Raw genomic sequence first — 23,786 nt, forward strand, 5'->3', positions numbered from 1 at the left:
CGCAGCCGCATGCGGGAGCTGCGATGCGTCTGCGCCGGGCTTATACTGCGCGCCGCGTCTGTCGTTGCGGCGCGTCCCGTTTCAGCATTTTTGGGTGAAGTCCGTGAAGCTACGTCATGCGTTCCTGGGACTGCTGCTGGCATGCAGCAGCGTCGTATCGGCCACGGTGGCCACCGCTGCGGCGAAGGCCCAGCAGGAACTGGCGTCTGGCAGCGCGCTGCTGGTCGATCTGCAGACCAATGAGGTGCTGTATTCCAGCAATCCTGATCTGGTGGTGCCGATCGCCTCGGTGACCAAGCTGATGACGGCGATGGTGACACTGGACGCCAAACTGCCGCTGGACCAGATGCTGCCAGTGACCATCCGCGAAACTGCAGAAATGCGCGGGGTGTATTCACGCGTGCGCCTCGGCAGCGAGATCAGCCGCCGCAACATGCTGCTGCTAACCCTGATGTCCTCGGAGAATCGCGCAGCGGCGAGCCTGGCGCATCATTACCCGGGCGGCTACAGCGCCTTCATCCAGGCAATGAACGCCAAGGCGCGCGCGCTGGGGATGAGCAGCACCCGTTACGTCGAGCCCACCGGGCTGTCGGAGCGCAACGTGTCCAGCGCCAATGATCTGGTCAAGCTGATCCGCGCCAGCCAGCGCTATCCGCTGATCGAGCAGTTCAGCACCACCCGCGAGAAGACCGTAGCGTTCCGCAAGCCGGGCTACACCCTTGGCTTTCGCAACACCAACGCGCTGGTGCGCAAACCCAACTGGGACATCCAGCTGACCAAGACCGGCTTCACCAACGCCGCCGGCCACTGCTTGGTGATGCGCACCACCATGAACCGGCGTCCGGTGGCTTTCGTGGTGCTGGACGCCTTCGGCAAATACACCCACATGGCCGATGCCAACCGACTGAAGAAGTGGGTCGAGACCGGCACCATCACCCCGGTTCCGGCGGCAGCGCTGGCCTACAAGAAGCAGAAGATGGCGCAGCGTCAGCAGCTGTTGCAGGCCGCGCAGTAACCGTCAGCGTTTCATCGGGATAAAAAACGCCGCATCACGCGGCGTTTTTTGTTGAGGCGTGATTCAGACAGCGCCAAGCCGCTGGATCGACAGGAAGAACACCAGCAGCACGCTGTTGATCGCCCAGGCGGCAGTGAGCAGGCGCGCCATGTCGCCGTAGAGCTTGTCGCGCACATTGTCCGCGCAGAGCCAGATCTCGGTGATGATCCACGCCGTATAGCCGAGAATCAGCCCGAACATCATCAGATTGGTGGCCAGTGAGGCGCCGTTGAAATAGCCGAACAGCGCCATGCCCCAGAGAATATGGCTGGGAATCACGCCGTAGAGCCAGAACACTACGCCCAAGGGACGTTTGATCAGCAGGGAAGCCAGCGGAGAAGTGGGTTTCATGGCTGCAATCCTTGTTCTAGAGGACTTGATCGTCAAACACGGAGCCGCGGATGACGTCGGCGGGCGACTGCGAAAGCGCCTCGCGCTTGAATTCACTCTAGTTCGACACCGAGTGCGTCGCAATGTCGCACCCGGTGATGCGCTGCGCAGCCGGTTCTTGAGTTTGCGCAATTTCACTTATTGATATTAATTCTTAAGATCACCCACCTTTCTCACCCGGACTCCTCAATGCGTAGGCGCCGTTCGACAGCCTGGATCGCCTGCCTGGCCATGCTCCTGCATGTGCTGGCGATGCCGCTTGCCGGCAGCCTGTCGGCCGAGACCAAGCGGTTGCTTGGCTGGGGCGGGTACTGTCCGCTGGCGCAGCAGCTCGAACATGCCGGCCATGCGCAGGTCACTGCCGACCAGGAAGATTCCGCCCCGGCCGCCCATCACGCCGGTATGCCGCAATGCTGCTGTGGCGCCGGATTCGCCGGATTCGCCGCACTGCCCAGCGCCGTCCCGCCGCTGCCCGACCCGCGTGCCCGCCTGCTGGCACGCCTGCCTGCGGAACCCGCACTGCTTCCTGCACCGCGTCATCAATGGCCGGCGCTCAACCCGCGCGCCTCCCCCACCGCCTGAAGCGGGCCGACCGGCCCTTTCGATATCTCACCGTACCGGCATCGCGGCCATGGCTGCGCGCCCCGTAGCCGATCACCCGGCATTCGCCCTGCCGGGACACGAATCGCTTCAAGGAAAAATCATCGATGACCTTTCACCTGCGCGCCAAGCGCCGCTCCACCCTGCCCTGCGTGCTGGCCGGCTCGGCCCTGCTGACGCTCTGTACAACGGCGAACGCCGACAACCGCGCCGATTCCGCCCTGAGCCTGGGCACCACCACCGTCACCGCCGACAGCAGCGGCCCGCTGCAGACCAGCAGCGTCATCAGCTCGGTCGACCTGCTCGGCGGCGACATTCTCGAACAGCAGCCGGTGCTCTACAGCTGGGAGCTGTTCCGCCGCGCGCCGGGGGTGATGCTCACCGAATTCGGCCAGGGCACGACCTCGGGCAAGCTGTCGTTCCGCGGCTTCAACGGCGAGGGCGAGGTCAACGCGGTCAAGCTGCTGATCGACGGCATTCCGAGCAACAGCAACGACGGCAACATGCCCTACCTGGACATGCTGTTCCCGCTGGAAATCGACGGCATCGAGGTGGTGCGCGGCACCAACGACCCGCGCTATGGCCTGTACAACATCGCCGGCAACGTCACCGTGCATTCACGCACCGGTGGCGATTACGGCAAGGCGCGGCTGCGCTACGGCAGTTACGACACCCAGGAGCTGCAGGTGGCCAAGGGCATCGAGGGCAGCAACTGGACGCAGAATTACTTCATCGGCCAGCAGAAGAGCGGCGGCTATCGCGATCACGCCGATGCCGAGCGCACCAGCCTGTCCGGCAAGTGGTTCTACCAGCCGGACTCCGCTGCCTGGCGCCTGGGCCTGATCGCCCGCCACTACGAGGCCGATGCCAACGAGCCGGGCTACCTGTCACGCGAGGATGCGCGCCATTCGCCGCGCGAGTCCTACGCGCTGTCGGCAACCGACATGGGCGAGCGCGAAATGAACCAGCTCAGCCTGCATCTGGACAGCGAGCTGGCCGCCGATCTGTCGTGGGCCACCAAGGTCTGGCTCAACACCCTCGATGACGACCGCTGGGTGCGTTTCTCGCAATCGGCGCCGCAGCAGCAGCGCACCACCGAGGAGCGCCACTACGGCGCGCGCAGTTCGCTGACCTACCGCCCGGAGGTGGCCTGGCTATACGACTTCTCCCTCGAAGGCGGGCTCGATACCGAGCAGCAGCGCAACCGCAGCGAGCGTTACACCAGCGTTGAGCGCGAGCCGGTGGCGCAGACCCGCGACCAGCGCTTCGACTACGACAGCTACGGTGCATACCTGCAGGCGGTGATCCAGCCGGTGGAGTCGCTGAAGATCATCCCGGCCTTTCGCGTCGATCGCATCGAGGGTGACTACACCGACGAGCTGGCCGGCAACGACTATTCGATCAACGACTACGGCACCATCGAGCAGCCGAAGATCAGCCTGGTGTACACCCCGGTGCAGCAGCTCAGCCTGTACGGCAACTGGGGTCGGACCTTCCAGATCGGCACCGGCGCCGCGGCCTACAAGGTGCCGCCGCGCACTACCGACCTGTCGCCGTCGATCAACGACGGCTGGGAAACCGGCCTCAAGTTCAACCCGACGCCCTGGCTCGACGGTCGCATCGCCTACTGGGAGCAGGTGGCCTCCGACGAGGTGCGCCGCCGGCTCAACGACCCCAGCGGCGAATCGGAAAACCTCGGCCAGACGCGGCGCTGGGGTTACGACGCGCAGCTCAACCTCTACCCGAGCGCGGAGCTGAGCCTGTGGCTGGCGCACTCCTGGCAGTTCTCCGAGATCGAGAAGGCCGACCCGAGCCTGCCGGCCAGCCAGGGCCAGGAGATCGACCACGTGCCGCAGCGCCTGTATTCGGCCGGCAGCACCTACCAGGCGACGCCGGACCTGCAGCTCAGCGCCTGGCTCAACGGCCAGACCGACTACTACCTCGAGCGCGAGAATACCCAGGGCACCTACGGCGGCTATGTGCTGTTCAACCTCGGCGCCAGCTACCAGCTGACCGAGCAGTTGGCGGTCGACCTGCAGCTGAAGAACCTCACCGACCGCTACTACGAGTACGTCTGGTACGACGGTGTGCAGTCGCTGCATGCGCCGGGTGACGGTCGCGCGCTGTACGCCGCCGTGACCCTGGACTTCTGAGCGGCATGAAGCGCTACCTGTTCCTGGCGCACCGCTGGCTCGGCATCGTCCTCGGCGTGTTCGTGCTGCTGTGGATCATCAGCGGCGCGGTAATGCTCTACGTCGGCTATCCCAAGCTGACCAGCGGCGAGCACCTGGCGCGGCTGGCACCGCTGGCCGGCGATTGCTGCGTCGCGCCTGGGGTGGCGCTGGCGGCCGCGGGCGCGCGCCCGGTGAGCCGTCTGCGCCTGACCAGCGCCGGTGGCTCGCCGCGTTACCTGGTCGACTATGGCGAGGGTCCGCTGGTCGCGGTCGATGCACGGAGCGGCCGGCGCATCGAGCGGATCGGTCCGGGCGAGGCGCTGGCCAGCGCGCGGCAATTCGCCGGCGGCGCCGCGGTTCGTCTCGTCGACCTGATCGAGGAAGACGCCTGGACGCGCAACCACGCGCTGGCGCGCGAACGGCCGCTGTACCGCGTGCAGAGTGCCGACGCCGAAGGCCGTCTGCTCTACGTCTCCAGCCATACCGGGCTGGTGGTGCGCGATGCGTCCACGCGGGAACGTGCCTGGAACTATCTGGGCGCCTGGCTGCACTGGCTGTATCCGCTGCGCGAGCTGCTGCCCAAGGCCGCCTGGGCTGTGGCGCTGGTCCACGGCGCGCTGCTGGCGGGACTGATGGTGCTGCTGGGCCTGCTCATCGGTCTGCTGCGCTGGCGCTTCGCCGGTCGCTACCGCAACGGTTCGCGCTCGCCCTACCCGAGCGGCGCCGGGCGTCTGCATCATGTCGGCGGCTTGCTGGGTGGCGGTGTGCTGCTGGTCTGGCTGGTCAGTGGCCTGCTGTCGATGGAGCCCTGGGGGCTGTTCGTCAGCCGCTCGACCATCGATGTCGAGGCGCTGCACGGCACGCTGCGCCCGCAGGTGCTGGGCGACAACCTGCCGGGCGCGCTGCGTCAGTTGCGTCGGGCCGGTATCGAGCCGGTCGAACTGCAATGGCGGATGCTGGGAGGCGAGGCCTACCTGACGGGCATCGATGCCCGGGGCGAGACCCGCATCCTGTCCGCTGCTGGCGGGCCGCCACTGGCGCGTCTGGATCAGGCGGTGCTGGAGCGCAGTATCCGGCGAGCCTGGCCCGCTCAGCGACCGCAGTTCGACTGGCTGGCGCGCGAGGATTTCCACTACTACGCGCGCAGCGAACCCAGCCTCTACAGTGACCTGCCGCGCCGCCTGCCGGTGCTGCGCGTGCGCTTCGACGATCCGGCGGCGACCTGGCTGCACATCGATCCCTACAGCGGCGCCGTCCTTGAACAGCTCGACGAACGTCGGCGCGCGGTGCGCTGGCTGTTCAAGCTGCTGCACAGCTGGGACTGGCCGCCGTTGCTACGCCATGCCGGGCTGCGTGACGGCCTGCTGCTGGCGCTCAGCGCCGGGGTACTGCTGATTGCCGCCACGGGCGTGATACTGGGCTGGCGGCGACTCAGGCGCCGATCACGGCAGAGGGCCGTCGCCGCAAAGACAAGCGGGACCGGCGCGCGGTTGCCAGCGCGCTAATGCGAGGCTGCCAGGTCGGTCAGGCGGCCTCGCTCGGCTGGGCGCAAGGCGACCGGCGATCTGGCGCCCTTCGCGTGGCTACGGCATGTCGCTATAGTGCCGCCGCCCCACCCCGAGGACGTCGCGTGTTCGTTACCCTTCCCCTGCGTCTTTACCTGCTCGCCGCCCTGCTGCTCGGCAGTGCTTCGGTCCAGGCGCAGGCCAGCTGCGCCGTCGGCCAGCAGCCGATCTGTCTGGCCGGTAGCTGCATCTGTGTGCCCGGTTCGTCGGCGGATGCCCGTGCCGTGTACGACCGCGTGCAGCAGATGAGCGCGGTCGCCCTGCAGGGCTGGATCGAGCAGTCGCGCGACCAGCTGATCGCCGCCGGTGCCGAGCCGATCCCGCTGCACCTGCGCCTGCAGCTGGAACCCTACTTCGATCTCGCCGTGCTGGAGACGGCACGCTTTCGCGTCGGCGACCAGGTCGCGCTGGATGCTGGCAACGCCCTGCTGCGCAATCCGGACGTCAACGCCGTCACCCTGATCGACGTCATCGTCTTCCGCCGGCCGGCGGACGCGCAGCACAACGTCGCGCTGTGGGCCCATGAGCTCAAGCACGTCGAACAGTATCTGGAATGGGGCGTTGCCGAATTCGCGCGGCGCTACACGCTGGATCACCGCGCGGTTGAAAGCCCGGCCTACGCGCTGGAGCGGGAAGTGGAAAAGGCCCTGGGCGAAGCCGCCGCCACGGCAGCGCCCTGAACCTGTCGGCTGACGGTCAGCCTTCCAGCACCGCATCCACCAGCGCCTTGGCCTCGGCCTGGATGCGCTTGAGGTGCGCCTCGCCGTCGAAGCTCTCGGCGTAGATCTTGTACACGTCCTCGGTGCCGGACGGCCGTGCGGCGAACCAGCCGTTTTCCGTCTCGACCTTCAGCCCGCCGATGGCCGCGCCATTGCCCGGTGCCTCGGTGAGGATGCGGGTGATCGGCTGGCCGGCCAGCTCCTTGGCGCTGACCTGCGACGCGGAGAGCTTGCCCAGGCGCGTCTTCTGCTCGCGGTTGGCGGCAGCATCGATGCGCTGGTACACCGGGGCGCCGAAGCGGTCGGTCAGCGCCTGGTAGCGTTCGCTCGGGTCCTGGCCGGTCACCGCGGTGATCTCTGCGGCGAGCAGGCCGAGGATCAGCCCGTCCTTGTCGGTGGACCAGGCGTTGCCGTTCAGGTCGAGGAACGAGGCACCGGCCGATTCCTCGCCGCCGAAGCCCAGGCTGCCGTCCATCAGGCCGTCGACGAACCATTTGAAACCCACCGGTACCTCCACCAGCCGCCGACCGATGCCGGCGGCGACGCGGTCGATCATCGACGAGGACACCAGCGTCTTGCCGATGCCGGCCTCGGCGCTCCAGCCCGGGCGGTGGGTGAACAGGTATTCGATGGCCACCGCCAGGTAATGGTTGGGGTTCATCAGGCCGCCGGAGCGGGTGACGATGCCGTGGCGGTCGTGGTCGGTGTCGCAGGCGAAGGACACGTCGAAGCGGTCCTTGTTCTCGATCAGCCCGGCCATGGCGTGCGGCGAGCTGCAGTCCATGCGGATCTTGCCGTCCCAGTCCAGGCGCATGAAGCGGAAGGTCGGGTCGACCACGGTGGACAGCACCTCCAGCGGTAGGCCGAAGCGCTCGGCGATGCGCGGCCAGTAGTGCACACCGGCGCCGCCCAGCGGGTCGACGGCGAACTTCAGCCCGGAATCGCGGATCGCGGCGAGGTCGATCACCTGCTCCAGCCCGCCGACGTAGGCATCGATGAAGTCGAAGCGCTGGGTGGTCGACGCGTTCAGCGCCTGGCGGTAATCCATGCGCTTGACGCCGTCGAGCCCGGCGACCAGCAGCACATTGGCGCGCTCCTGAATCCACTTGGTCACGCCGGTATCGGCCGGCCCGCCGTTGCTGGGGTTGTACTTGAAGCCGCCATCGCCCGGCGGGTTGTGCGACGGGGTGATGACGATGCCATCGGCCAGCCCGCTGGTGCGGCCGCGGTTGTAGCTGAGGATCGCGTTGGAGATCGCCGGGGTCGGCGTATAGCCTGGCTCGCCGTTGGTTTCCGCGCAGCCGGCGTCGATGCGCGTCTGGATGCCGTTGGCCGCCAGCACTTCCAGCGCGGAGATGAACGCCGGTTCGGACAGTGCGTGGGTGTCCATGCCCATGAACAGCGGGCCGTCGATGCCCTCCTGGCGGCGGTAGTCGCAGATCGCCTGGGTGGTGGCGAGGATGTGCCACTCGTTGAAGCTGCCCTTGAGCGACGTACCGCGGTGCCCCGAGGTGCCGAACGCCACCTGCTGCGCCGGGTCGGCCGGGTCTGGGCGGTCGCTGTAGTAGCGCGCCACCAGGCGCGGTAGGTGGGTGAGGGTATGCGGGTCGGGCAGGCATCCGGCGTTGGGGGCGAGGCTCATCGGTGGGTCCTGTGGAGAAGTAAGGCGATGCGCCGAACCATGCGGCGGCGCGAAGCGAATGAAACGCCACTATGCGGCGTTTATCCAGAGCTAAGACCGCAGCGACGGTGGCGGTTCCCTGATCGCCGTGCGCCGCGCCGCTGCGCTTCAGCCGAACGCGCTCGTCGCCCCGCCGGAACCTGCACCCGGGCGGCCTTTCTTCTGTTTGTTGGCCGGCAACTCCCCGGCCCGCCACCCGGAGGTTCAGCCATGAACGTCGACGAACGCATCCGCCAGCGCGCCTACGAGATATGGCAAGCCGAAGACCAGCCGGAAGGCCAGGAAACCGAGCATTGGCAACAAGCCCGCGAGGACATCGAACCCTTCTACAAGGAAGGCAACGCCGAGGCCGGCAGTATCGAAAGCAGTGTGGCCATTCCCATGCCGAAATCGGATAACACGCATTAACCATACAGGCCGGGCGGCGAGGGCGCGGCACGCGTCGTCCCGCCCGAATCTGTTGCGACGTTCTCAGCCTTCCCATTCTCTGCCCCGACGCGCTGGAGCCTGTCGAGGCGCGCTGCTAGAGTGCCGCCGCTTGCCAACCAATGGCTGACAGGACGTCTGCCCAGCCGCCGCACAGGATGCTCGAATGAAAAAGCTCGCACTCGCCGTAGCCGTACCCCTGGCTCTTTTCGGCGCCGCCACCTTCTACACCAGCACCCAGGTCGAAGCGATCGCCCGTGATGCCGTCAACCAGGCCAATCTCCAGCTGCGCGAAATGAGTGTCGGCGCCGGTGCCGATGTCAGCCTCACCCTGCTCAGCTTCGAGCGCGGCCTGCTGTCCAGCGCCGCGCGCTACCAGATCGACTTCAACATCCCGGATGACGAAGGCAACGACCGCCAGTTCTCCCTGCTGCTGAATGATCGCCTCGAACACGGCCCGTTCCCCGTCTCGCGCCTGGCCCGTGGCCAGCTGATGCCGGTCGCCGCGCAAAGCCACTTCGAACTCGAACGCACGCCGCTGACGCAGAAACTGTTCGATGCCGCTTCCGGCGAAGTGCCGCTGGTGGGTGACGTCACCATCGGTTACGACGGCGGCCAGGCCGGCGATCTGCGCACGGCTGCGCTGAATCTCGAAGACGAAGACGGCAGCGTGCGCATCGCCCCCGCCAATCTCAACTTCAAGGCAAACAAGGACGGCAGCGACGTACGCCTGGATGGCGAACTGGCTGAAATCGATATCGACACGCAGCGCAGCGACAGTGGCCAGCCGGTACAGGTGAGCCTGCGCGGCATCGGCCTGAGCGCCGACAAGCAGGATTACGACGCCGGTTTCGGCTTCGGCCCGTCCGCCATCACCCTGGAGCGCATGGAGATCAAGGCGGGCGACGAACCCGCCGTGGTCATCCAGCAGGCCTCGATCGACGAGGCGCTGAGCCGCGGCAGCCGTGGCCTCGACCAGACCATCGCTTACCGCATCGGTGAGGTCAGCGCCAAAGGCCAGACCTTCCGCAACCTCGCCCTCGCGTTCAGCCTGCGCAACCTCGAGGAAAGCAGCCTCAAGGCCCTGGTGGCGAGCTACATGGAAATTCTCGACCAGAGCGCCACCCCGCAGGAATCCTTCGCCGGCCTGACCAGCGCCCAGCAACAGGGGCTGCAAACTCGCGCCCTTGAGCTACTGGAACACAAACCCACGCTGGCCCTCGACGAGTTCGGCTTCGAAACCGCTCACGGCGCCGCCCGCCTGTCCGTCGTGCTCGACCTGCAATCGCCGAGTGCGGAAGCCTTCACCCCGGACGCGATGATCACCAGCATGCTCGCCTCGCTCAAGGCCGACGCCGGCATCGACAAGGACCTGGTGCGCGATATCGCCGGGCTGGTCGTACAGAACAACGCGCGTGACGGTCAGCTCGACCAGGCGGCACTGCAGCAGGAAACCGATGCCGCCACCGACCTCTTCAGCGGCATGGCGCTCAACACTGGCTGGTCGCGTCTGGAAGGCGAGCGGCTGGTCAGTTCGCTGCACTACGCCAACGACAAGGTGACCTTCAACGGCCGCGAAATGAGCGTGCCGGAGTTCCTCGGCTTTGCCTTCGGCTCGGTACAGAACGCGGGCCTGCTGGGGCAATAAACCGCGCTGCTCACGAGCTGAAAGATGCGGCCCTGGCCGTCGGTGACTCGACGGCCAGGGCCGTTTTCCTTCTCGGCTTCAGCCCGCGCCACAGCCGTGGATGCCCGGACGCGCGACCCACGCTCAGTCGTGCGAGGCGCCGACCCGAAGGCGCTCACTCAAAAAATCCAGAAAGCAGGCAATGCGCGAGGCCAGCGCGGTGTTGCGGTAGTACACCGCGTTGATCGGCTGGCGCTCGTCGACCCGTTGTGCCGCCAGTACCTCCACCAGCTCGCCGCGGTCGCGGTCACCGTCGGTCATGAAGTCCGACAGGCACACCAGCCCCTCGCCAGCCAGCGCCAGTTCACGCACCGTATCGCCGCTGGAGGCCCGCAGCGCTGGCGCGATCCGCCAACTTTCGCCCAGTGCATGGCGCAGCGGCCAGTCGTTGAGGCGATCCGGCTCGGTAAAGCCGATCAGGCTGTGCTCCGCCAGCTCCTCGACCTGTTGCGGCGTGCCATGCCGTGCCAGATAGGCCGGGCTCGCCAGCACCCGGCGTGTGGTATGGCACAGCGGCCGTGCATGCAGGCTGGAGTCGGGCAGCGGACCGATGCGGATGGCCAGATCGATGCGCCGCTCCAGCAAATCGACGATGCGGTCGTCGCTGTGCAGCTCCAGCTCGATCAGCGGAAAGCGCGCACGGAAATCGCCGATCAGCGGCACGACCACATGCAGCATGAACGGCGACGCGGTATTGACCCGCAAGCGCCCGGCCGGCGCCTGCCGCCGCAGCGCCATCTGCTCCTCGGCTTCCTCCACACTGGCCAGAATCCGCCGCGCCTGGGCGAGAAACGCCGCGCCTTCCTCGGTCAGCTCCAGCCGCCGCGTGGTGCGCCGCAACAGCGTCACCGCCAGCTTCTCTTCCAGCCGACTCAACGCCCGGCTGACGCCCGAGGCGGTCTGTTCCAGCTGCTCGGCCGCAGCGCTGATCGAGCCACTGTCGACCACGCTGACAAAGGCGAGCATTTCGTCGAGGTTGGTTTTCATAAGGTGGGGGCGTGTGGAAGAGAGCGGAGTGGTGGAGTCTGGTGGCAGTGGTGAATGGCTTCAACCAGGTGGTGCCGATTGGCCGCTGCCCTGCAGCCGATCAACAGGGCGAACACCCGCACGGCCTAGGCCAATGACACATCAGGTGGCAATAGGAAAAGCGAGGATTAATCCATCGTCTGCTTTACCCGTAGGGAAGCAGTGGCTAATGTGCCATCACGCGCAGCAATTGCGCATTCGATCACGTTCCGCTGCGGCAACTTGACGTTGCACCGGCCCGTTTCCAAGGAAGGTATAGATGGCGCGCTTTTTCCCTTTTCGCTCCCAATGCCAGTTCGATACACGTGGCGAGTGGCGTTTTGCCGAGGAGAAAAGCGAGAGAAAAGGTGGCAGATTTATTATTCGCAGATGTTCCGTCCTGCTAGAAAAATAAATCTGCCACCTTTGTTATTCTAGGCAAATCAATCGAAACGCAGCTAAATGCACACCATAGGAAATTCCATGATCTTTTTCATTGCATTGGTTTTAGGTCTTATTCCAGCCATAATTGCAGCCCTTAAAGGGCGTCGCTTCTTTGTCTGGTGGATATATGGTGCTCTCATTTTTATTGTTGCCTTGCCGCACTCGCTGTTCGCGTCGATATTGAAACGTTGTCCGCAGTGTAAGGAAAGTGCGCGGCGCGATGCAAATATATGCCCGCACTGCAGAACAGAATTTCTACATGATAAGCCAATAGCGAAAACACAAAGTCAAACGGGAGCCTCACGTTATTCATCTAACAGTTGGCCGGAATAGCTCATAAGGGAAAAGGGGGCTAAGAGAAAAAGGGGGCAGGTTTGTTTTTTATTTTCATAGGTGATCGAGATGAGCAGGTGAGCTAAGCCGGATATTACGCTTTGAAGGAGTCACCATGGACGAAGTTGTAAGTGCCATCGTGGAATGGCTGGGTAGCCCTCAAGGCTTTTCTGCTAGGCGCCCGCCGCCGTATGGTTGGGTTTGGGTTGTGATGGCGGCTATATGGATAGGTGGGTGGCTGACAGCCCAAGAGCTGAAAGGCAAAAAGAAAAGGCTGAATAGCCAAGCCAACCAGACGCTGATTGACCATGAACTTTCGGTAACTGCGCTGATTGAAACGGGCAAAACGTTAATCGAGCACTCAGCTCGACTTAAATTCGATCAAAAAGCGTATGTGCTAGATGTAAAGATCACATCTGGCACTGAAACGGAAAGGCTTATCCATAAAAAGTTCACGTCTTTATCCGAGGTAGAAGCGTTTTTAAGCAGCGAGACGGTATTCATCCTGTCAGATTTCAAGGTTTCTCCCTCAGCGCCCGCCTGAGCGAGGAATGGACGGATTTGTTTACCTTTAAGGTGGCTAGCTTCATAACACCCTGTCACTTTCTTCGGCGAAACCCTCAACCCTACAAGGTATGAAGCCATGCAACTAACGGCACTCCTCGTTCCAACCTATACGCAAATGCTCAAAACCCTCTCCGGCTGGCTGAAGAAGGCGCAGGCCCAGCTACCGGAATCCGAGGCGCAGGCGTTGTTATCCGCGCGGTTGGCGCCGGATATGTTTCCGCTGTCGACTCAGGTTCGCTTTGCCTGTGTGCAGGCGCGGGAGGCCGTGTGCCGACTGAGAGGCGAGGCGTTCCCGGCGGTGATCAACGAGCTGCTGGACGAGGGGCGGCACGCTGGCGAGCGGTCGGGTACGCTGGCTGATGCCTATGCCCGGATCAATGAGACGGTGGCGTTGCTCGACGGCCTTGCGGCCGATGCGCTGGATGCCAACACGGACAAGCCAATCGCCCACGAGCTGGCAAACGGGATGATCTTCGATCTGACCGCGGAGCAATACGCCCGTGACTGGACGCTGGCGCAGTTCTATTTCCACGTGATGACCGCGTATTCGATTCTGCGTAAGGAAGGGATCGTGCTGGGCAAGGCGGATTACGTGGCGCATATGCTGCCGTATCTGCGTCCGGAATCGGTTCCGAGGGGGTAGCGAGGTAGCCTGGACGTAACGCGTGGAAAAGGCTTCGCCATTTTCCACCCTACGCATGTCCGGTGTCGGCAGAGAAGGCCGAGTGGCGTAGGGTGGACAACGCTGCGCTTGTCCACCGATGCGAATCGACGGGCAGGGCATGTGGTTGGCGAAACGCTCGCGGGCTTGGGGCGTCCAACCGGGATGCCGCGCCCGAGCGGTCGTATTTGCGAAAGACGTTCGCCCACCTCGCCACAAAGCAGACCTCCCCATGCTGTTCCGCCGTTTCGAAAACTTGATCGATGTCTTCAAGCCCAGCCCGGACGTTGCGCCGCCGGCCGGGATGATGCGTTTCTATACCCATTACCTGAAGCAGGTCTGGCCGTTGATGACGGCCGTGCTGGTGGTTGGCTTTTTCGCGGCGCTGATCGAGGTGGCGTTGTTCAGCTTTCTCGGCCAGTTGATCGATATGGCGCAGGCGACCGACGACGCGCGGACCTTCTTCGCCGAGCACCGCAACGAGTTGCTGTGGATGGCGGCGGTGGCGCTGGTCATCCGGCCGCTGGTATTCGGCCTGCACAACCTGCTGACGCATCAGGCGATCAACCCCGGGCTGACCAATCTGATCCGCTGGCAGAACCATCGCTACGTGCTCAAGCAGAGCCTGAATTTCTTCCAGAACGACTTCGCCGGGCGCATCGCCCAGCGCGTGATGCAGACCGGGCCGTCGCTGCGCGATTCGGCCATGCAGGTGATCGATGCGCTGTGGCATGTGGTGGTCTATGCCGGCAGCGCGCTGTATTTGTTCGCCGCCGCCGACCTGCGCTTGATCGTGCCGTTGCTGCTGTGGATCGCCGGCTACAGCGCCGCGCTCTGGTACTTCGTGCCGCGTATCCGCGCGCGTTCGGCGGCGGCGTCCGCGGCGCGTTCGAAGGTGATGGGGCGGGTGGTGGACGGCTACAGCAATGTCGCCACGCTCAAGCTGTTCGCCCATTCGCGGGAGGAGGAGAGCTACGCCCGCGAGGCGATGCAGGAGCTGCTCGGCAAGTTCCGCCTGCAGTCGCGGGTGATCACCAGCCTGGATTGCCTCATCACCTGCATGAACGGCCTGTTGATCGTCGGCACCGGCGCGCTGGCGCTGTGGCTGTGGCGCGAGGCGCTGATCACCACAGGCGCCATCGCCCTGGCGCTGGGCCTGGTGATCCGCATCAACAACATGGCCGAGTGGATCATGTGGGTGGTCAACGGCATCTTCGAGAACGTCGGCACCGTGCAGGACGGCATGAAGAGCATCGTCCGGCCGCGCGACGTGCTCGACCGCGAGGACGCCAGGCCGCTGCAGGTGGAGCAGGGCGCCGTGCGCTTCGAGGATGTGCATTTCCATTACGGCAAAAGCGGCGGGGTGATCAGCGGGCTGACCATCGATATTCGCCCGGGCGAGAAGATCGGCCTGGTCGGGCCGTCGGGTGCGGGCAAGTCGACGCTGGTCAACCTGCTGCTGCGCCTCTATGACCTGGAGAGCGGGCGCATCCTGATCGACGGGCAGAACGTCGCCGAGGTCAGCCAGGAAAGCCTGCGCGCCAATATTGGCGTGGTCTCCCAGGACACCGCGCTGCTGCACCGTTCGATCCGCGACAACCTGCGCTACGGCAAGCCCGATGCCACCGAGGAAGAACTCTGGGCCGCGGCACGCAAGGCCCGCGCGGACGCGTTCATCAAGACCCTGGACGACAGCCAGGGCGGCAAGGGCTTCGAGGCGATGGTGGGCGAGCGCGGCGTGAAGCTCTCCGGCGGGCAACGGCAGCGCATCGCCATCGCCCGGGTGCTGCTCAAGGACGCGCCGATCCTGGTGCTCGACGAAGCCACCTCGGCGCTGGATTCGGAGGTCGAGGCGGCGATTCAGGAGAGCCTGGATACCCTGATGGAAGGCAAGACGGTGATCGCCATCGCCCACCGGCTGTCGACCATCGCGCGCATGGATCGGCTGGTGGTGATCGACCAGGGCCAGGTGATCGAGAGCGGCACCCACGCCGAGCTGATCGAACGCGGCGGCCTCTATGCGCGGCTGTGGCAGCACCAGACCGGTGGCTTCGTCGGGGTGGATTGAGGCTGGCCGCAGCACGGTTGCGGCAGGCGCTGGGTGGCGCAGGGAGGTGGAAAAGGCCGCGCCGTTTTCCACCCTGCGAGGATTGGCGGCGGCTCAGTCGAGGTCCGCCGCGCTGTGGCGCTCGGGGGCCTGTTCGGCTTCCTCGCCCCAGGTGCGGTTGACCTTGCGGCCACGGATGACGGCCGGGCGCCCGGCGATCTCGGCAGCCCAGCGCTGCACGTGCTTGTAGTCCTGCACGGAGAGGAATTCGCCGGCGTCGTACAGCTCGCCACGCACCAGTCCGCCATACCAGGGCCAGATGGCCATGTCGGCGATCGTGTAATCGTCGCCGGCGATGTAGCGACGTTCGGCCAGCTGGCGGTCGAGCACGTCGAGCTGGCGCTTGGTTTCCATCGCGTAGCGGTTGATCGGGTACTCGTATTTCTCCGGCGCATAGGCATAGAAGTGGCCGAAACCGCCGCCCACAAAGGGCGCCGAGCCCATTTGCCAGAACAGCCAGTTCAGCGTCTCGGTGCGCGCGCGGGTCTCCGTGGGCAGGAAGGCACCGAACTTCTCCGCCAGGTACACCAGGATCGAGCCGGACTCGAATACCCGCAGCGGCTCGCCTGCGACGCTGCGGTCCACCAGTGCCGGAATCTTCGAGTTCGGGTTGATCTCGACGAAGCCGCTGCCGAACTGGTCGCCGTCACCGATCTTGATCAGCCAGGCGTCATACTCGGCACCGCTGTGGCCGAGGGCGAGCAGCTCTTCGAGCATGATGCTGACCTTCACCCCGTTCGGCGTGGCCAGCGAATACAGCTGCAGCGGGTGCTGGCCCACCGGCAACGCCTTTTCCACTCGCGCGCCGGCGGTGGGGGCGTTGATGTTGGCGAACTTGCCGCCCGATGGCGCGTCGTGGGTCCAGACCTTCGGCGGTACGTAGCTGGTATCAGGCATGGCGATCTCCTCGAGTGGGTGAAAGCGGATGTGCACGCATGCTACGCGTTCGGACAACGCGGTCGAAATCGAGTTGGTCGATATTGGTCATCAATATCGATGCTCCCGCGTGAGACGATCGTCCAGCGTCAGCGCAGCGGTGGGGCCGCTCGATGCTGAATCGGCATGGGGAACGAAAAAGGCCGCTGCCCGGTAAGCCGAGCAGCGTAGGGTGGATGACTCGCCTTGGCGATCATCCACCGATGCTCAGGCGGGTGCGGTGGGGCGGTCGGGTGGAAAAGGCTGCGCCGTTTTCCACCCTACGTGAAGCGGGACGTTTAGCCGCGCGCGCCGCGCACGCCGGCGCTGATCTCGCGACACAGGCCGAGTACGCCCTGGGTGGCGTCTTCGCCGGACTTGGCGCTGGCGATCTGATCGATCAGCGCCGAGCCGACGACCACGCCGTCAGCCAGCCGGGCGATGGCGGCGGCCTGTCCCGGGGTGCGAATGCCGAAGCCGACGCACACCGGCAGATCGGTGTGGCGCTTGAGGCGCGCGACGGCCTGCTCGACATGCTCCAGGGTCGCTGAGCCGGCACCGGTCACGCCGGCCACCGAAACGTAATAGACGAAGCCCGAGCTGTTGTTCAGCACCACCGGCAGGCGGGCGTCGTCGGTGGTCGGTGTGGTCAGACGGATGAAGTCGATGCCCGCGGCCTGGGCCGGGTCGCAGAGGTCTTCGTTATGTTCAGGCGGCAGGTCGACGACGATCAGGCCGTCGACGCCGGCGGCCAGCGCGTCCTCGATGAAGCGCGGCACGCCGTAGTGGTGGATCGGGTTGAAGTAACCCATCAGCACCAGCGGGGTGGTCTGATCCTGCGCGCGGAATTCGCGAACCATCTGCAGCGTCTTGATCATGTTCTGCTTGCCGGCCAGGGCGCGCAGGTTGGCCAGCTGGATCGCCGGGCCGTCGGCCATCGGGTCGGTGAACGGCATGCCCAGCTCGATCACGTCGGCGCCGGCGGCCGGCAGGCCCTTGAGGATGGCCAGCGAGGTGGCGTAGTCCGGGTCACCGGCGGTGACGAAGGTGACCAGGGCGGCGCGGCCTTGCTGCTTGAGTTCGGCGAAGCGGGTCTCGAGGCGGCTCATATGCGCTCCTCCTGTTCGGCAAAATGGTGCATGACGGTCTGCATATCCTTGTCGCCGCGACCGGACAGGTTGATCACCATCAGGTGGTCCTTGGGCAGCGTCGGCGCGCGCTTGAAGACTTCGGCCAGGGCGTGGGACGACTCCAGCGCCGGGATGATGCCTTCCTTGCGGCAGCACAGGTGGAAGGCGTCCAGCGCCTCCTGGTCGGTGATCGAGGTGTACTCGACGCGGCCGACCTCATGCAGCCAGGCGTGTTCCGGGCCGATACCCGGGTAATCCAGGCCGGCGGAAATCGAGTGGGCGTCGATGATCTGGCCGTCGTCGTCCTGCAGCAGGTAGGTGCGATTGCCGTGCAGCACACCCGGCTCGCCACCGTTGAGGCTGGCCGCGTGCTTGCCGGTCTCGATGCCGTAACCGGCGGCCTCGACGCCAATGATCTTCACGCCGGCGTCATCGAGGAACGGGTGGAACAGGCCCATGGCGTTGGAGCCGCCGCCAATGCAGGCCACCAGCGAGTCGGGCAGACGGCCTTCCTGGGCGAGCATCTGGTCACGGGTTTCCTTGCCGATCACCGCCTGGAAGTCACGGACCATGGCCGGGTAGGGGTGTGGGCCGGCGACGGTGCCGATCAGGTAGAAGGTGCTGTCGACATTGGTTACCCAGTCGCGCAGGGCTTCGTTCATCGCATCCTTCAGGGTACCGGTGCCGGCGGTGACCGGAATCACCTCGGCGCCCAGCAGTTTCATGCGGAAGACGTTGGCCTGCTGGCGGTCGATGTCGGTGGTGCCCATGTAGATCACGCACTGCAGGCCGAAGCGCGCGGCCACGGTGGCGGTGGCCACGCCGTGCATGCCGGCGCCGGTCTCGGCGATGATGCGTTGCTTGCCCATGCGCCGGGCCAGCAGGATCTGGCCGATGCAGTTGTTGATCTTGTGCGCGCCGGTGTGGTTCAGCTCCTCGCGCTTGAAGTAGATCTTCGCGCCGCCGCAGTGTTCGGTCAGGCGTTCGGCGAAGTACAACGGCGAGGGCCGGCCGACGTAGTCGCGCTGGAAGTAGGCCAGCTCCTTGGCGAACTCGGGGTCGGCCTTGGCCTTTTCGTACTCGGCGGCGAGTTCGTGGATCAGCGGCATCAGCGTTTCGGCGACGTACTGCCCGCCGAAGTGGCCGAACAGGCCGCGAGCATCCGGGCCGTTGCGAAGCGAAGTCATGGAAGTCTCCTGCGGTGCGCGAGAAGGACAGGCCGGCGCGGCCGGACCTGTGGCGATGGGCGCAGGATAGCGCTGCGACGGCCCGGTAAAAAGCGATAAGATCGCCACAACATGTCAGGAAAACTCACCGATGAGTCAGAGCCTTCCGCCCCTCAATGCCCTGCGCGCCTTCGAGGCTGCCGCGCGCCTGCAGAGCATCGGCCAAGCCGCAGATGAGCTGAGCGTCACTCACGGCGCGATCAGTCGGCAAGTCCGGCAGCTGGAAGAACAGCTCGGCGTGGCGCTGTTCGTCAAGGAAGGACGCGGCGTAAAACTCACCGATGCCGGCATCCGTCTGCGTGACGCCGCCAGCGAGGCCTTCGAGCGGCTGCGCAGCACCTGCGCCGAGCTGCAGCGGCAGACAGCCGAGGCCCCCTTCGTGCTCGGCTGTCCCGGCAGCCTGCTGGCACGCTGGTTCATTCCGCGGCTGGACCGGCTCAATCGCGACCTGCCGGAGCTGCGCCTGCAGCTGTCCGCCAGCGAAGGCGAGCTGGATCCGCGCAAGCCCGGGCTGGATGCCACGCTGTGGTACGCCGAGCCACCCTGGCCGGCGGATATGCGGGTGTTCGAGCTGGCCGCCGAGCGCATCGGTCCGGTGCTCAGCCCCTACCATGCGCGCGCCGCCGAGCTGCGCAGCGCGCCGCCGGCGGCCTTGCTCGGCGAGGCGCTGCTGCACACCGTCTCGCGTCCGCAGGCCTGGCCGAGCTGGGCGCGTCAGCAGGGCCTGGATCCGGCGGGGCTGCGTCTGGGGCAGAGCTTCGAGCATCTGTATTTCCTGCTGGAAGCGGCGCTGGCCGGTCTCGGCGTGGCCATCGCGCCGCAGCAGCTGGTGGCCGACGACCTCGCCGCGGGTCGCCTGCTGGCGCCCTGGGGCTTCGTCGAAACCAGCGCCAGGCTGGCGCTCTGGGTGCCGGCCCGACGCTCCGATCGGCGTGCCGAGCGCCTGGCCGAGTGGTTGCGCGAGGAGGTCGGCGGCGCCCGCTTGGCCGCTGGCTGAGCGCATCTGCAGACGCCGTTCGTTGGTGCTGTAAATGCTGCGACGCCTCGGCGAGGGTGCGCCGGTGATGCTCAGGCCAACTCCTTTCGCGACACCGGGCTCATGGCGCTGTCGAGCGGGGGCGGGATCGAGGAGCTGACCCTCGTCGGCAATTTGAGCCAACTCCGCATCGACGCGATCACGCCTGCCACGCCGACCTGGGCCTCAGCTGGCGAGCGCGGTCTGAGTGGCGCCTGCTACGGTGGCTTTGTCTTGTGCATAGCCGCGCGGATTGCGGCTCTGCCAGCGCCAGGCATCACGGAGCATGGTCGGCAGGCCGCGTTGTGCCTCCCAGCCCAGCTCCTCGCGTGCCTTGCTCGGATCGGACCAGCACTGGGCGATGTCGCCTGGACGGCGTGGCTTGTAGACGTGCGGCAACGGCCGGCCAATGACCTCCTCGAAGGCGCTGAGCATCTGGCGCACCGAGTAACCGCGGCCGGTGCCGAGGTTCCACACCGAGACGCCGGCGACCTGCTCAAGGCGTTCCAGCGCCTTGAGGTGCCCCTGCGCCAGGTCGACCACGTGGATGTAGTCGCGTACGCCGGTGCCGTCCGGTGTCGGGTAATCGTTGCCGTAGATGTTCAGTTGCGCACGTCGGCCGACTGCCACCTGCAGCATGTATGGCAAGAGGTTGTTCGGCGTGCCGTTGGGGTCTTCGCCGATCAGCCCTGATTCGTGGGCGCCGATCGGATTGAAGTAGCGCAGCAATCCGATGGACCAGCGCGGGTCGGAGTCCGCCAGGCCCTTGAGCACGTTTTCGGCCATCAGCTTGGACTGGCCGTATGGATTGGTCGGTACGCCGGTCGGGCGCTCCTCGGTGATCGGCATCACCGGCGACTCGCCATAGACCGTGGCCGATGAGCTGAACACCAGCTTGAAGATGCCGGCCTCGGCCATCGCCTGGCACAGCGCGATGCTGCCGCTGACATTGGTTTCGTAGTAACGCAGCGGTTCGCGCACGCTCTCGCCGACGGCCTTGAGACCGGCGAAGTGCAGCACCGCGCTGACCGGGTAGGCGGCGAACAGCGCCTTGAGCAGCGCGCGGTTGCGCACGTCGCCGCGGACGAAGTGCGGCGCGCGTCCGGCGAGTTGCTCGACCCGCTGCAGCGCGGCTGGCGAGCTGTTGCACAGGTTGTCGAGCACCAGCACCTCGTGCCCCGCCAGGAGCAGCTCGAGTACCGCGTGGGAGCCGATATAGCCTGCTCCGCCTGTCACCAGAATCATCTGTTCACCTCCGAATCGCAGCGCTGCTGCACACGCCCGGGACCCGGCGCCAGGCCCGTGGGCCACGCTGCTTGAGTCACCACAGTAGGAATCGGCGAAGCGGAACCGGACGGCGATTGCTGGCTGCGCGCGGAGGGTTCCGAAGCCGTTGTGAAACGCTGTCCTGGCATTAGGGACGGATGAGGTCGAACGGGAGTTCCATCACGATTGGATTAACCGACAGCCGACTGTCGGGCGCTGCGCTGTCGGATGGCTGGTGGGAACCCTGCCGATCATGCGCCGTCAATAGCCCGCGGACCGCTGGCCGACGAACGTCGCGGTGCGGTCCGGTTCATTCGCCTTACGCAGGGCAGCGCTGGCTTCAGGTGATGGGCGAGCGGGCAGGAACGGCCCGGCCGCCGCCATTCGAAACGAGGTGTCAGATGAGCTGGGCCGGCCCCTTCCAGTACCCCATCGGCAAATCCCGCAACGCGCAGCAGACGCCGGCCGAGGTGGTCTTCGACGAGCAGGTGCCGACCCTGCTGTGCCTGTCGCACCTGCGCTGGAGCTTCGTCTACCAGCGCCCGCAGCACCTGATGTCGCGCTTCGCCCGCGACTACAACGTGCTCTTCCATGAAGAGCCGATTCCCACTGAGGACGCCGAGCCCTGGCTGGAAGTGCGTCCCGAGGAGAACGGCGTGCAGGTGCTGATCCCGCGGCTGCCGGCTGGCTGCGAAGGCGATGCGGCGAACCGCGCGCAACGCCAGCTGCTCGATGACTACCTGGAAAAGCTCGGCGTCGGCGAGCTGCTGCTCTGGTACTACACGCCGATGAGCCTGGCCATCTCCGAGCACCTGGCGCCGAGCCTGATCGTCTATGACTGCATGGACGAACTGTCGGCGTTTCGTGGCGCGCCACCCGAGCTGATCGAGCGCGAAGTGGAGCTGATGTGCCGCGCCAATCTGGTCTTCACCGGCGGCTACAGCCTCTACGAGGCCAAGCGCCAGCGTCACGACAACGCCCACCCGTTTCCCAGCAGTGTCGATGTCGAGCACTTCGCCGCCGCGCGCCGCCCGCAGCACGATCCGGACGACCAGGCGGAGATTCCGCATCCACGCCTGGGCTTCTACGGCGTGATTGACGAACGCCTGGACCTCGGGCTGATCGAGCAGGTCGCGCGTCTGCGCCCGGACTGGCAGATCGTGCTGGTCGGCCCGGTGGTCAAGATCGACCCGACCGAGCTGCCGCAGCGCGACAACATCCATTACCTGGGCGGCAAGACCTACGAGGAGCTGCCGCAATACCTGTCGGGCTGGGACGTGGCGATCATGCCGTTCGCGCTGAACGAGTCGACCCGCTTCATCAGTCCGACCAAGACCCCCGAGTACCTCGCCGGCGGCTGCCCGGTGGTGTCCACGCCGATCACCGATGTGGTGCGCACCTACGGTGACACCGGCATCGTGCGCATCGCCGACAGCGCCGAGGCGTTCGTCGCCGCCAGCGAAGCCGCCCTGGCCGATGCCGAAGATCGTGACGCGCTCTTGGCCAAGGCCGACGAGATCCTCGGCGACATGTCCTGGGATCACACCTGGAGCCTGATGAAGGAGAAGATGCAATGCGCGATATGAGCCCGCAGGACAGCAATCCGGAACGTCTCGGCGCAGGCGCTGGCGACCAGCCGCAGGCGCGCCGACGCGGCTTCGACTACCTCATCGTCGGCGCCGGTTTCGCTGGCAGCGTGCTCGCCGAGCGTCTCGCCGCCGGGCTGAACAAGCGCGTGCTGGTGGTCGACCGCCGCCCGCACATCGCCGGCAACGCCTACGACTACCACGACGAGTCCGGCGTGCTGATCCACCGCTATGGCCCGCACATCTTCCACACCAATGCCCAGCGCATCGTCGACTACCTCTCGCAGTTCACCGAGTGGCGCCCCTACGAGCATCGCGTGCTGGCGCAGGTGGACGGGCAGGAGGTGCCGATCCCGATCAACATGACCACGCTGAACAGGCTCTACGGTCTGAACATGACCAGCGAAGAGGAAGCGGCAGATTTCCTCGCCAGCCGCGCCGAGCCGGTGGAAGACATCCAGACCAGCGAAGACGTGGTGATCAACGGCATCGGTCGCGAGCTGTACCAGAAGTTCTTCCGCGGCTACACCCGCAAGCAGTGGGGCCTGGACCCGTCGCAGCTGGACAAGTCGGTGACCTCGCGCATCCCCACGCGCACCAACACCGACGATCGCTACTTCACCGACAGCTTCCAGCAGATGCCCAAGCACGGCTACACCAGGATGTTCGAGAAGATGCTGGCGCACCCGAACATCAAGGTCATGCTCAACACCGATTACCGTGAGATCCGCGACGAGGTGCAGTACGACCAGCTGATCTTCTGCGGGCCGATCGACGAGTACTTCGACTACCGCTTCGGCAAGCTGCCGTACCGCTCGCTGAAGTTCGAGCACAAGCAGCTCGATCAGGAGCAGTTCCAGGCCGTGGGCACGGTCAACTACCCCAGCGAGGACGTGCCCTACACGCGCGTCAGCGAGTACAAGCACCTCACCGGGCAGGTGCATCCGAAGACCAGCATCACCTACGAGTACCCCTCGGCCGAGGGCGACCCCTACTACCCGATCCCGCGGCCGGAGAATGCCCAGCTGTACAAGCGCTACCAGCAGTTGGCGGACGAGACGCCAAACGTGACCTTCGTCGGCCGCCTGGGCACCTACAAGTACTACAACATGGATCAGGTGATCGGCCAGGCGCTGGCGCTGTACAAGCGCATCGAGGAAGCCGAGAGCACCCGGCCCGTCGCCGAGGAAGCCGCCGAGGCGCCACTGTCATAGCGCAGCCAGTCATGAGGTAGA

21 protein-coding genes are annotated in these 23,786 nt (G+C 65.6%); 14 read left to right on the plus strand and 7 right to left on the minus strand.

Translation table 11 applies throughout. The annotated features are described in order from the left end of the window. The first annotated feature begins 103 nt into the window (after nucleotides 1-103). A complete protein-coding gene (gene pbpG / locus N8H22_RS17740; protein WP_264591830.1) occupies nucleotides 104-1,015 on the plus strand; it encodes a D-alanyl-D-alanine endopeptidase in 912 nt (303 codons plus the stop codon). A 63-nt stretch (nucleotides 1,016-1,078) separates the two neighbouring features. On the opposite strand, the gene N8H22_RS17745 is transcribed toward pbpG, so the two are convergent. Then, nucleotides 1,079-1,405 carry a hypothetical protein gene (locus tag N8H22_RS17745; protein ID WP_264591831.1) on the minus strand — a complete coding sequence of 109 codons (327 nt, stop codon included), beginning with the start codon at nucleotides 1,403-1,405 and terminating at the stop codon, nucleotides 1,079-1,081. Between the two features lie 228 nt (nucleotides 1,406-1,633). On the opposite strand from N8H22_RS17745, the gene N8H22_RS17750 reads away from it, so the two are divergent. The 4 genes from N8H22_RS17750 to N8H22_RS17765 all read left to right on the plus strand — a co-directional run bounded on the left by N8H22_RS17750 (nucleotide 1,634) and on the right by N8H22_RS17765 (nucleotide 6,463). Next, nucleotides 1,634-2,026: a DUF2946 domain-containing protein gene (locus N8H22_RS17750; RefSeq protein WP_264591832.1), complete on the plus strand. Its 393-nt coding sequence runs from the start codon at nucleotides 1,634-1,636 to the stop codon at nucleotides 2,024-2,026. A gap of 125 nt (nucleotides 2,027-2,151) precedes the next feature. Beyond that, the gene (locus tag N8H22_RS17755; protein ID WP_264591833.1) at nucleotides 2,152-4,197 is read left to right on the plus strand and encodes a TonB-dependent receptor; all 2,046 of its coding nucleotides are present in this window, start codon (nucleotides 2,152-2,154) and stop codon (nucleotides 4,195-4,197) included. A gap of 5 nt (nucleotides 4,198-4,202) precedes the next feature. Beyond that, nucleotides 4,203-5,723 (plus strand): PepSY domain-containing protein, encoded by a 1,521-nt coding sequence (locus tag N8H22_RS17760; RefSeq protein WP_264591834.1) that lies wholly within the window; start codon nucleotides 4,203-4,205, stop codon nucleotides 5,721-5,723. Between the two features lie 125 nt (nucleotides 5,724-5,848). Beyond that, nucleotides 5,849-6,463, plus strand: a complete 615-nt coding sequence (locus tag N8H22_RS17765; RefSeq protein WP_264591835.1) for a DUF4157 domain-containing protein — start codon at nucleotides 5,849-5,851, stop codon at nucleotides 6,461-6,463. A gap of 16 nt (nucleotides 6,464-6,479) precedes the next feature. Here the strand turns inward: N8H22_RS17765 and pgm are convergent, their stop codons facing one another. Further along, on the minus strand, nucleotides 6,480-8,144 hold the full coding sequence (pgm, locus tag N8H22_RS17770) for a phosphoglucomutase (alpha-D-glucose-1,6-bisphosphate-dependent) (RefSeq protein WP_264591836.1): 1,665 nt from the start codon (nucleotides 8,142-8,144) through the stop codon (nucleotides 6,480-6,482). A 249-nt stretch (nucleotides 8,145-8,393) separates the two neighbouring features. Here pgm and N8H22_RS17775 point away from each other — a divergent pair, with 249 nt between their 5' ends. Further along, the gene (locus N8H22_RS17775; RefSeq protein ID WP_264591837.1) at nucleotides 8,394-8,591 is read left to right on the plus strand and encodes a DUF2934 domain-containing protein; all 198 of its coding nucleotides are present in this window, start codon (nucleotides 8,394-8,396) and stop codon (nucleotides 8,589-8,591) included. A gap of 184 nt (nucleotides 8,592-8,775) precedes the next feature. Then, nucleotides 8,776-10,257 carry a YdgA family protein gene (locus tag N8H22_RS17780; protein WP_264591838.1) on the plus strand — a complete coding sequence of 494 codons (1,482 nt, stop codon included), beginning with the start codon at nucleotides 8,776-8,778 and terminating at the stop codon, nucleotides 10,255-10,257. A 123-nt stretch (nucleotides 10,258-10,380) separates the two neighbouring features. On the opposite strand, the gene N8H22_RS17785 is transcribed toward N8H22_RS17780, so the two are convergent. Beyond that, complete coding sequence (locus N8H22_RS17785; protein ID WP_264591839.1) at nucleotides 10,381-11,283, minus strand: LysR substrate-binding domain-containing protein; 903 nt, start codon at nucleotides 11,281-11,283, stop codon at nucleotides 10,381-10,383. A 501-nt stretch (nucleotides 11,284-11,784) separates the two neighbouring features. Here N8H22_RS17785 and N8H22_RS17790 point away from each other — a divergent pair. The 4 genes from N8H22_RS17790 to N8H22_RS17805 all read left to right on the plus strand — a co-directional run bounded on the left by N8H22_RS17790 (nucleotide 11,785) and on the right by N8H22_RS17805 (nucleotide 15,374). Further along, nucleotides 11,785-12,078 (plus strand): zinc ribbon domain-containing protein, encoded by a 294-nt coding sequence (locus tag N8H22_RS17790; RefSeq protein WP_264591840.1) that lies wholly within the window; start codon nucleotides 11,785-11,787, stop codon nucleotides 12,076-12,078. Nucleotides 12,079-12,193: 115 nt separating this feature from the next. Next, complete coding sequence (locus N8H22_RS17795; protein ID WP_264591841.1) at nucleotides 12,194-12,622, plus strand: hypothetical protein; 429 nt, start codon at nucleotides 12,194-12,196, stop codon at nucleotides 12,620-12,622. A 99-nt stretch (nucleotides 12,623-12,721) separates the two neighbouring features. Further along, nucleotides 12,722-13,288 carry a DUF1993 domain-containing protein gene (locus N8H22_RS17800; protein WP_264591842.1) on the plus strand — a complete coding sequence of 189 codons (567 nt, stop codon included), beginning with the start codon at nucleotides 12,722-12,724 and terminating at the stop codon, nucleotides 13,286-13,288. A 250-nt stretch (nucleotides 13,289-13,538) separates the two neighbouring features. After that, the gene (locus N8H22_RS17805) at nucleotides 13,539-15,374 is read left to right on the plus strand and encodes an ABC transporter ATP-binding protein (protein WP_264591843.1); all 1,836 of its coding nucleotides are present in this window, start codon (nucleotides 13,539-13,541) and stop codon (nucleotides 15,372-15,374) included. Between the two features lie 93 nt (nucleotides 15,375-15,467). On the opposite strand, the gene yghU is transcribed toward N8H22_RS17805, so the two are convergent. The 3 genes from yghU to trpB form a co-directional block, all read right to left on the minus strand. Then, nucleotides 15,468-16,310: a glutathione-dependent disulfide-bond oxidoreductase gene (gene yghU / locus N8H22_RS17810; protein ID WP_264591844.1), complete on the minus strand. Its 843-nt coding sequence runs from the start codon at nucleotides 16,308-16,310 to the stop codon at nucleotides 15,468-15,470. A gap of 317 nt (nucleotides 16,311-16,627) precedes the next feature. Then, nucleotides 16,628-17,437: a tryptophan synthase subunit alpha gene (gene trpA, locus N8H22_RS17815; RefSeq protein WP_264591845.1), complete on the minus strand. Its 810-nt coding sequence runs from the start codon at nucleotides 17,435-17,437 to the stop codon at nucleotides 16,628-16,630. After that, complete coding sequence (gene trpB / locus N8H22_RS17820) at nucleotides 17,434-18,645, minus strand: tryptophan synthase subunit beta (protein WP_264591846.1); 1,212 nt, start codon at nucleotides 18,643-18,645, stop codon at nucleotides 17,434-17,436. The genes trpA and trpB overlap by 4 nt, the downstream gene beginning before the upstream one ends. A gap of 130 nt (nucleotides 18,646-18,775) precedes the next feature. On the opposite strand from trpB, the gene N8H22_RS17825 reads away from it, so the two are divergent. After that, complete coding sequence (locus N8H22_RS17825; protein ID WP_264591847.1) at nucleotides 18,776-19,681, plus strand: LysR family transcriptional regulator; 906 nt, start codon at nucleotides 18,776-18,778, stop codon at nucleotides 19,679-19,681. Between the two features lie 204 nt (nucleotides 19,682-19,885). Here N8H22_RS17825 and galE read toward each other — a convergent pair whose 3' ends face one another. After that, nucleotides 19,886-20,944 carry a UDP-glucose 4-epimerase GalE gene (gene galE / locus N8H22_RS17830; RefSeq protein ID WP_264591848.1) on the minus strand — a complete coding sequence of 353 codons (1,059 nt, stop codon included), beginning with the start codon at nucleotides 20,942-20,944 and terminating at the stop codon, nucleotides 19,886-19,888. A gap of 422 nt (nucleotides 20,945-21,366) precedes the next feature. Here galE and N8H22_RS17835 point away from each other — a divergent pair, with 422 nt between their 5' ends. Continuing rightward, nucleotides 21,367-22,551, plus strand: coding sequence for a glycosyltransferase family 1 protein (locus tag N8H22_RS17835; RefSeq protein ID WP_264591849.1), 1,185 nt, complete (start codon nucleotides 21,367-21,369; stop codon nucleotides 22,549-22,551). Next, nucleotides 22,539-23,765 (plus strand): UDP-galactopyranose mutase, encoded by a 1,227-nt coding sequence (gene glf, locus N8H22_RS17840; protein WP_264591850.1) that lies wholly within the window; start codon nucleotides 22,539-22,541, stop codon nucleotides 23,763-23,765. The genes N8H22_RS17835 and glf overlap by 13 nt, the downstream gene beginning before the upstream one ends. The last annotated feature ends 21 nt before the right edge of the window (nucleotides 23,766-23,786 follow it).

Source organism: Stutzerimonas sp. S1 (assembly GCF_025966695.1).
Lineage (GTDB): Bacteria > Pseudomonadota > Gammaproteobacteria > Pseudomonadales > Pseudomonadaceae > Stutzerimonas.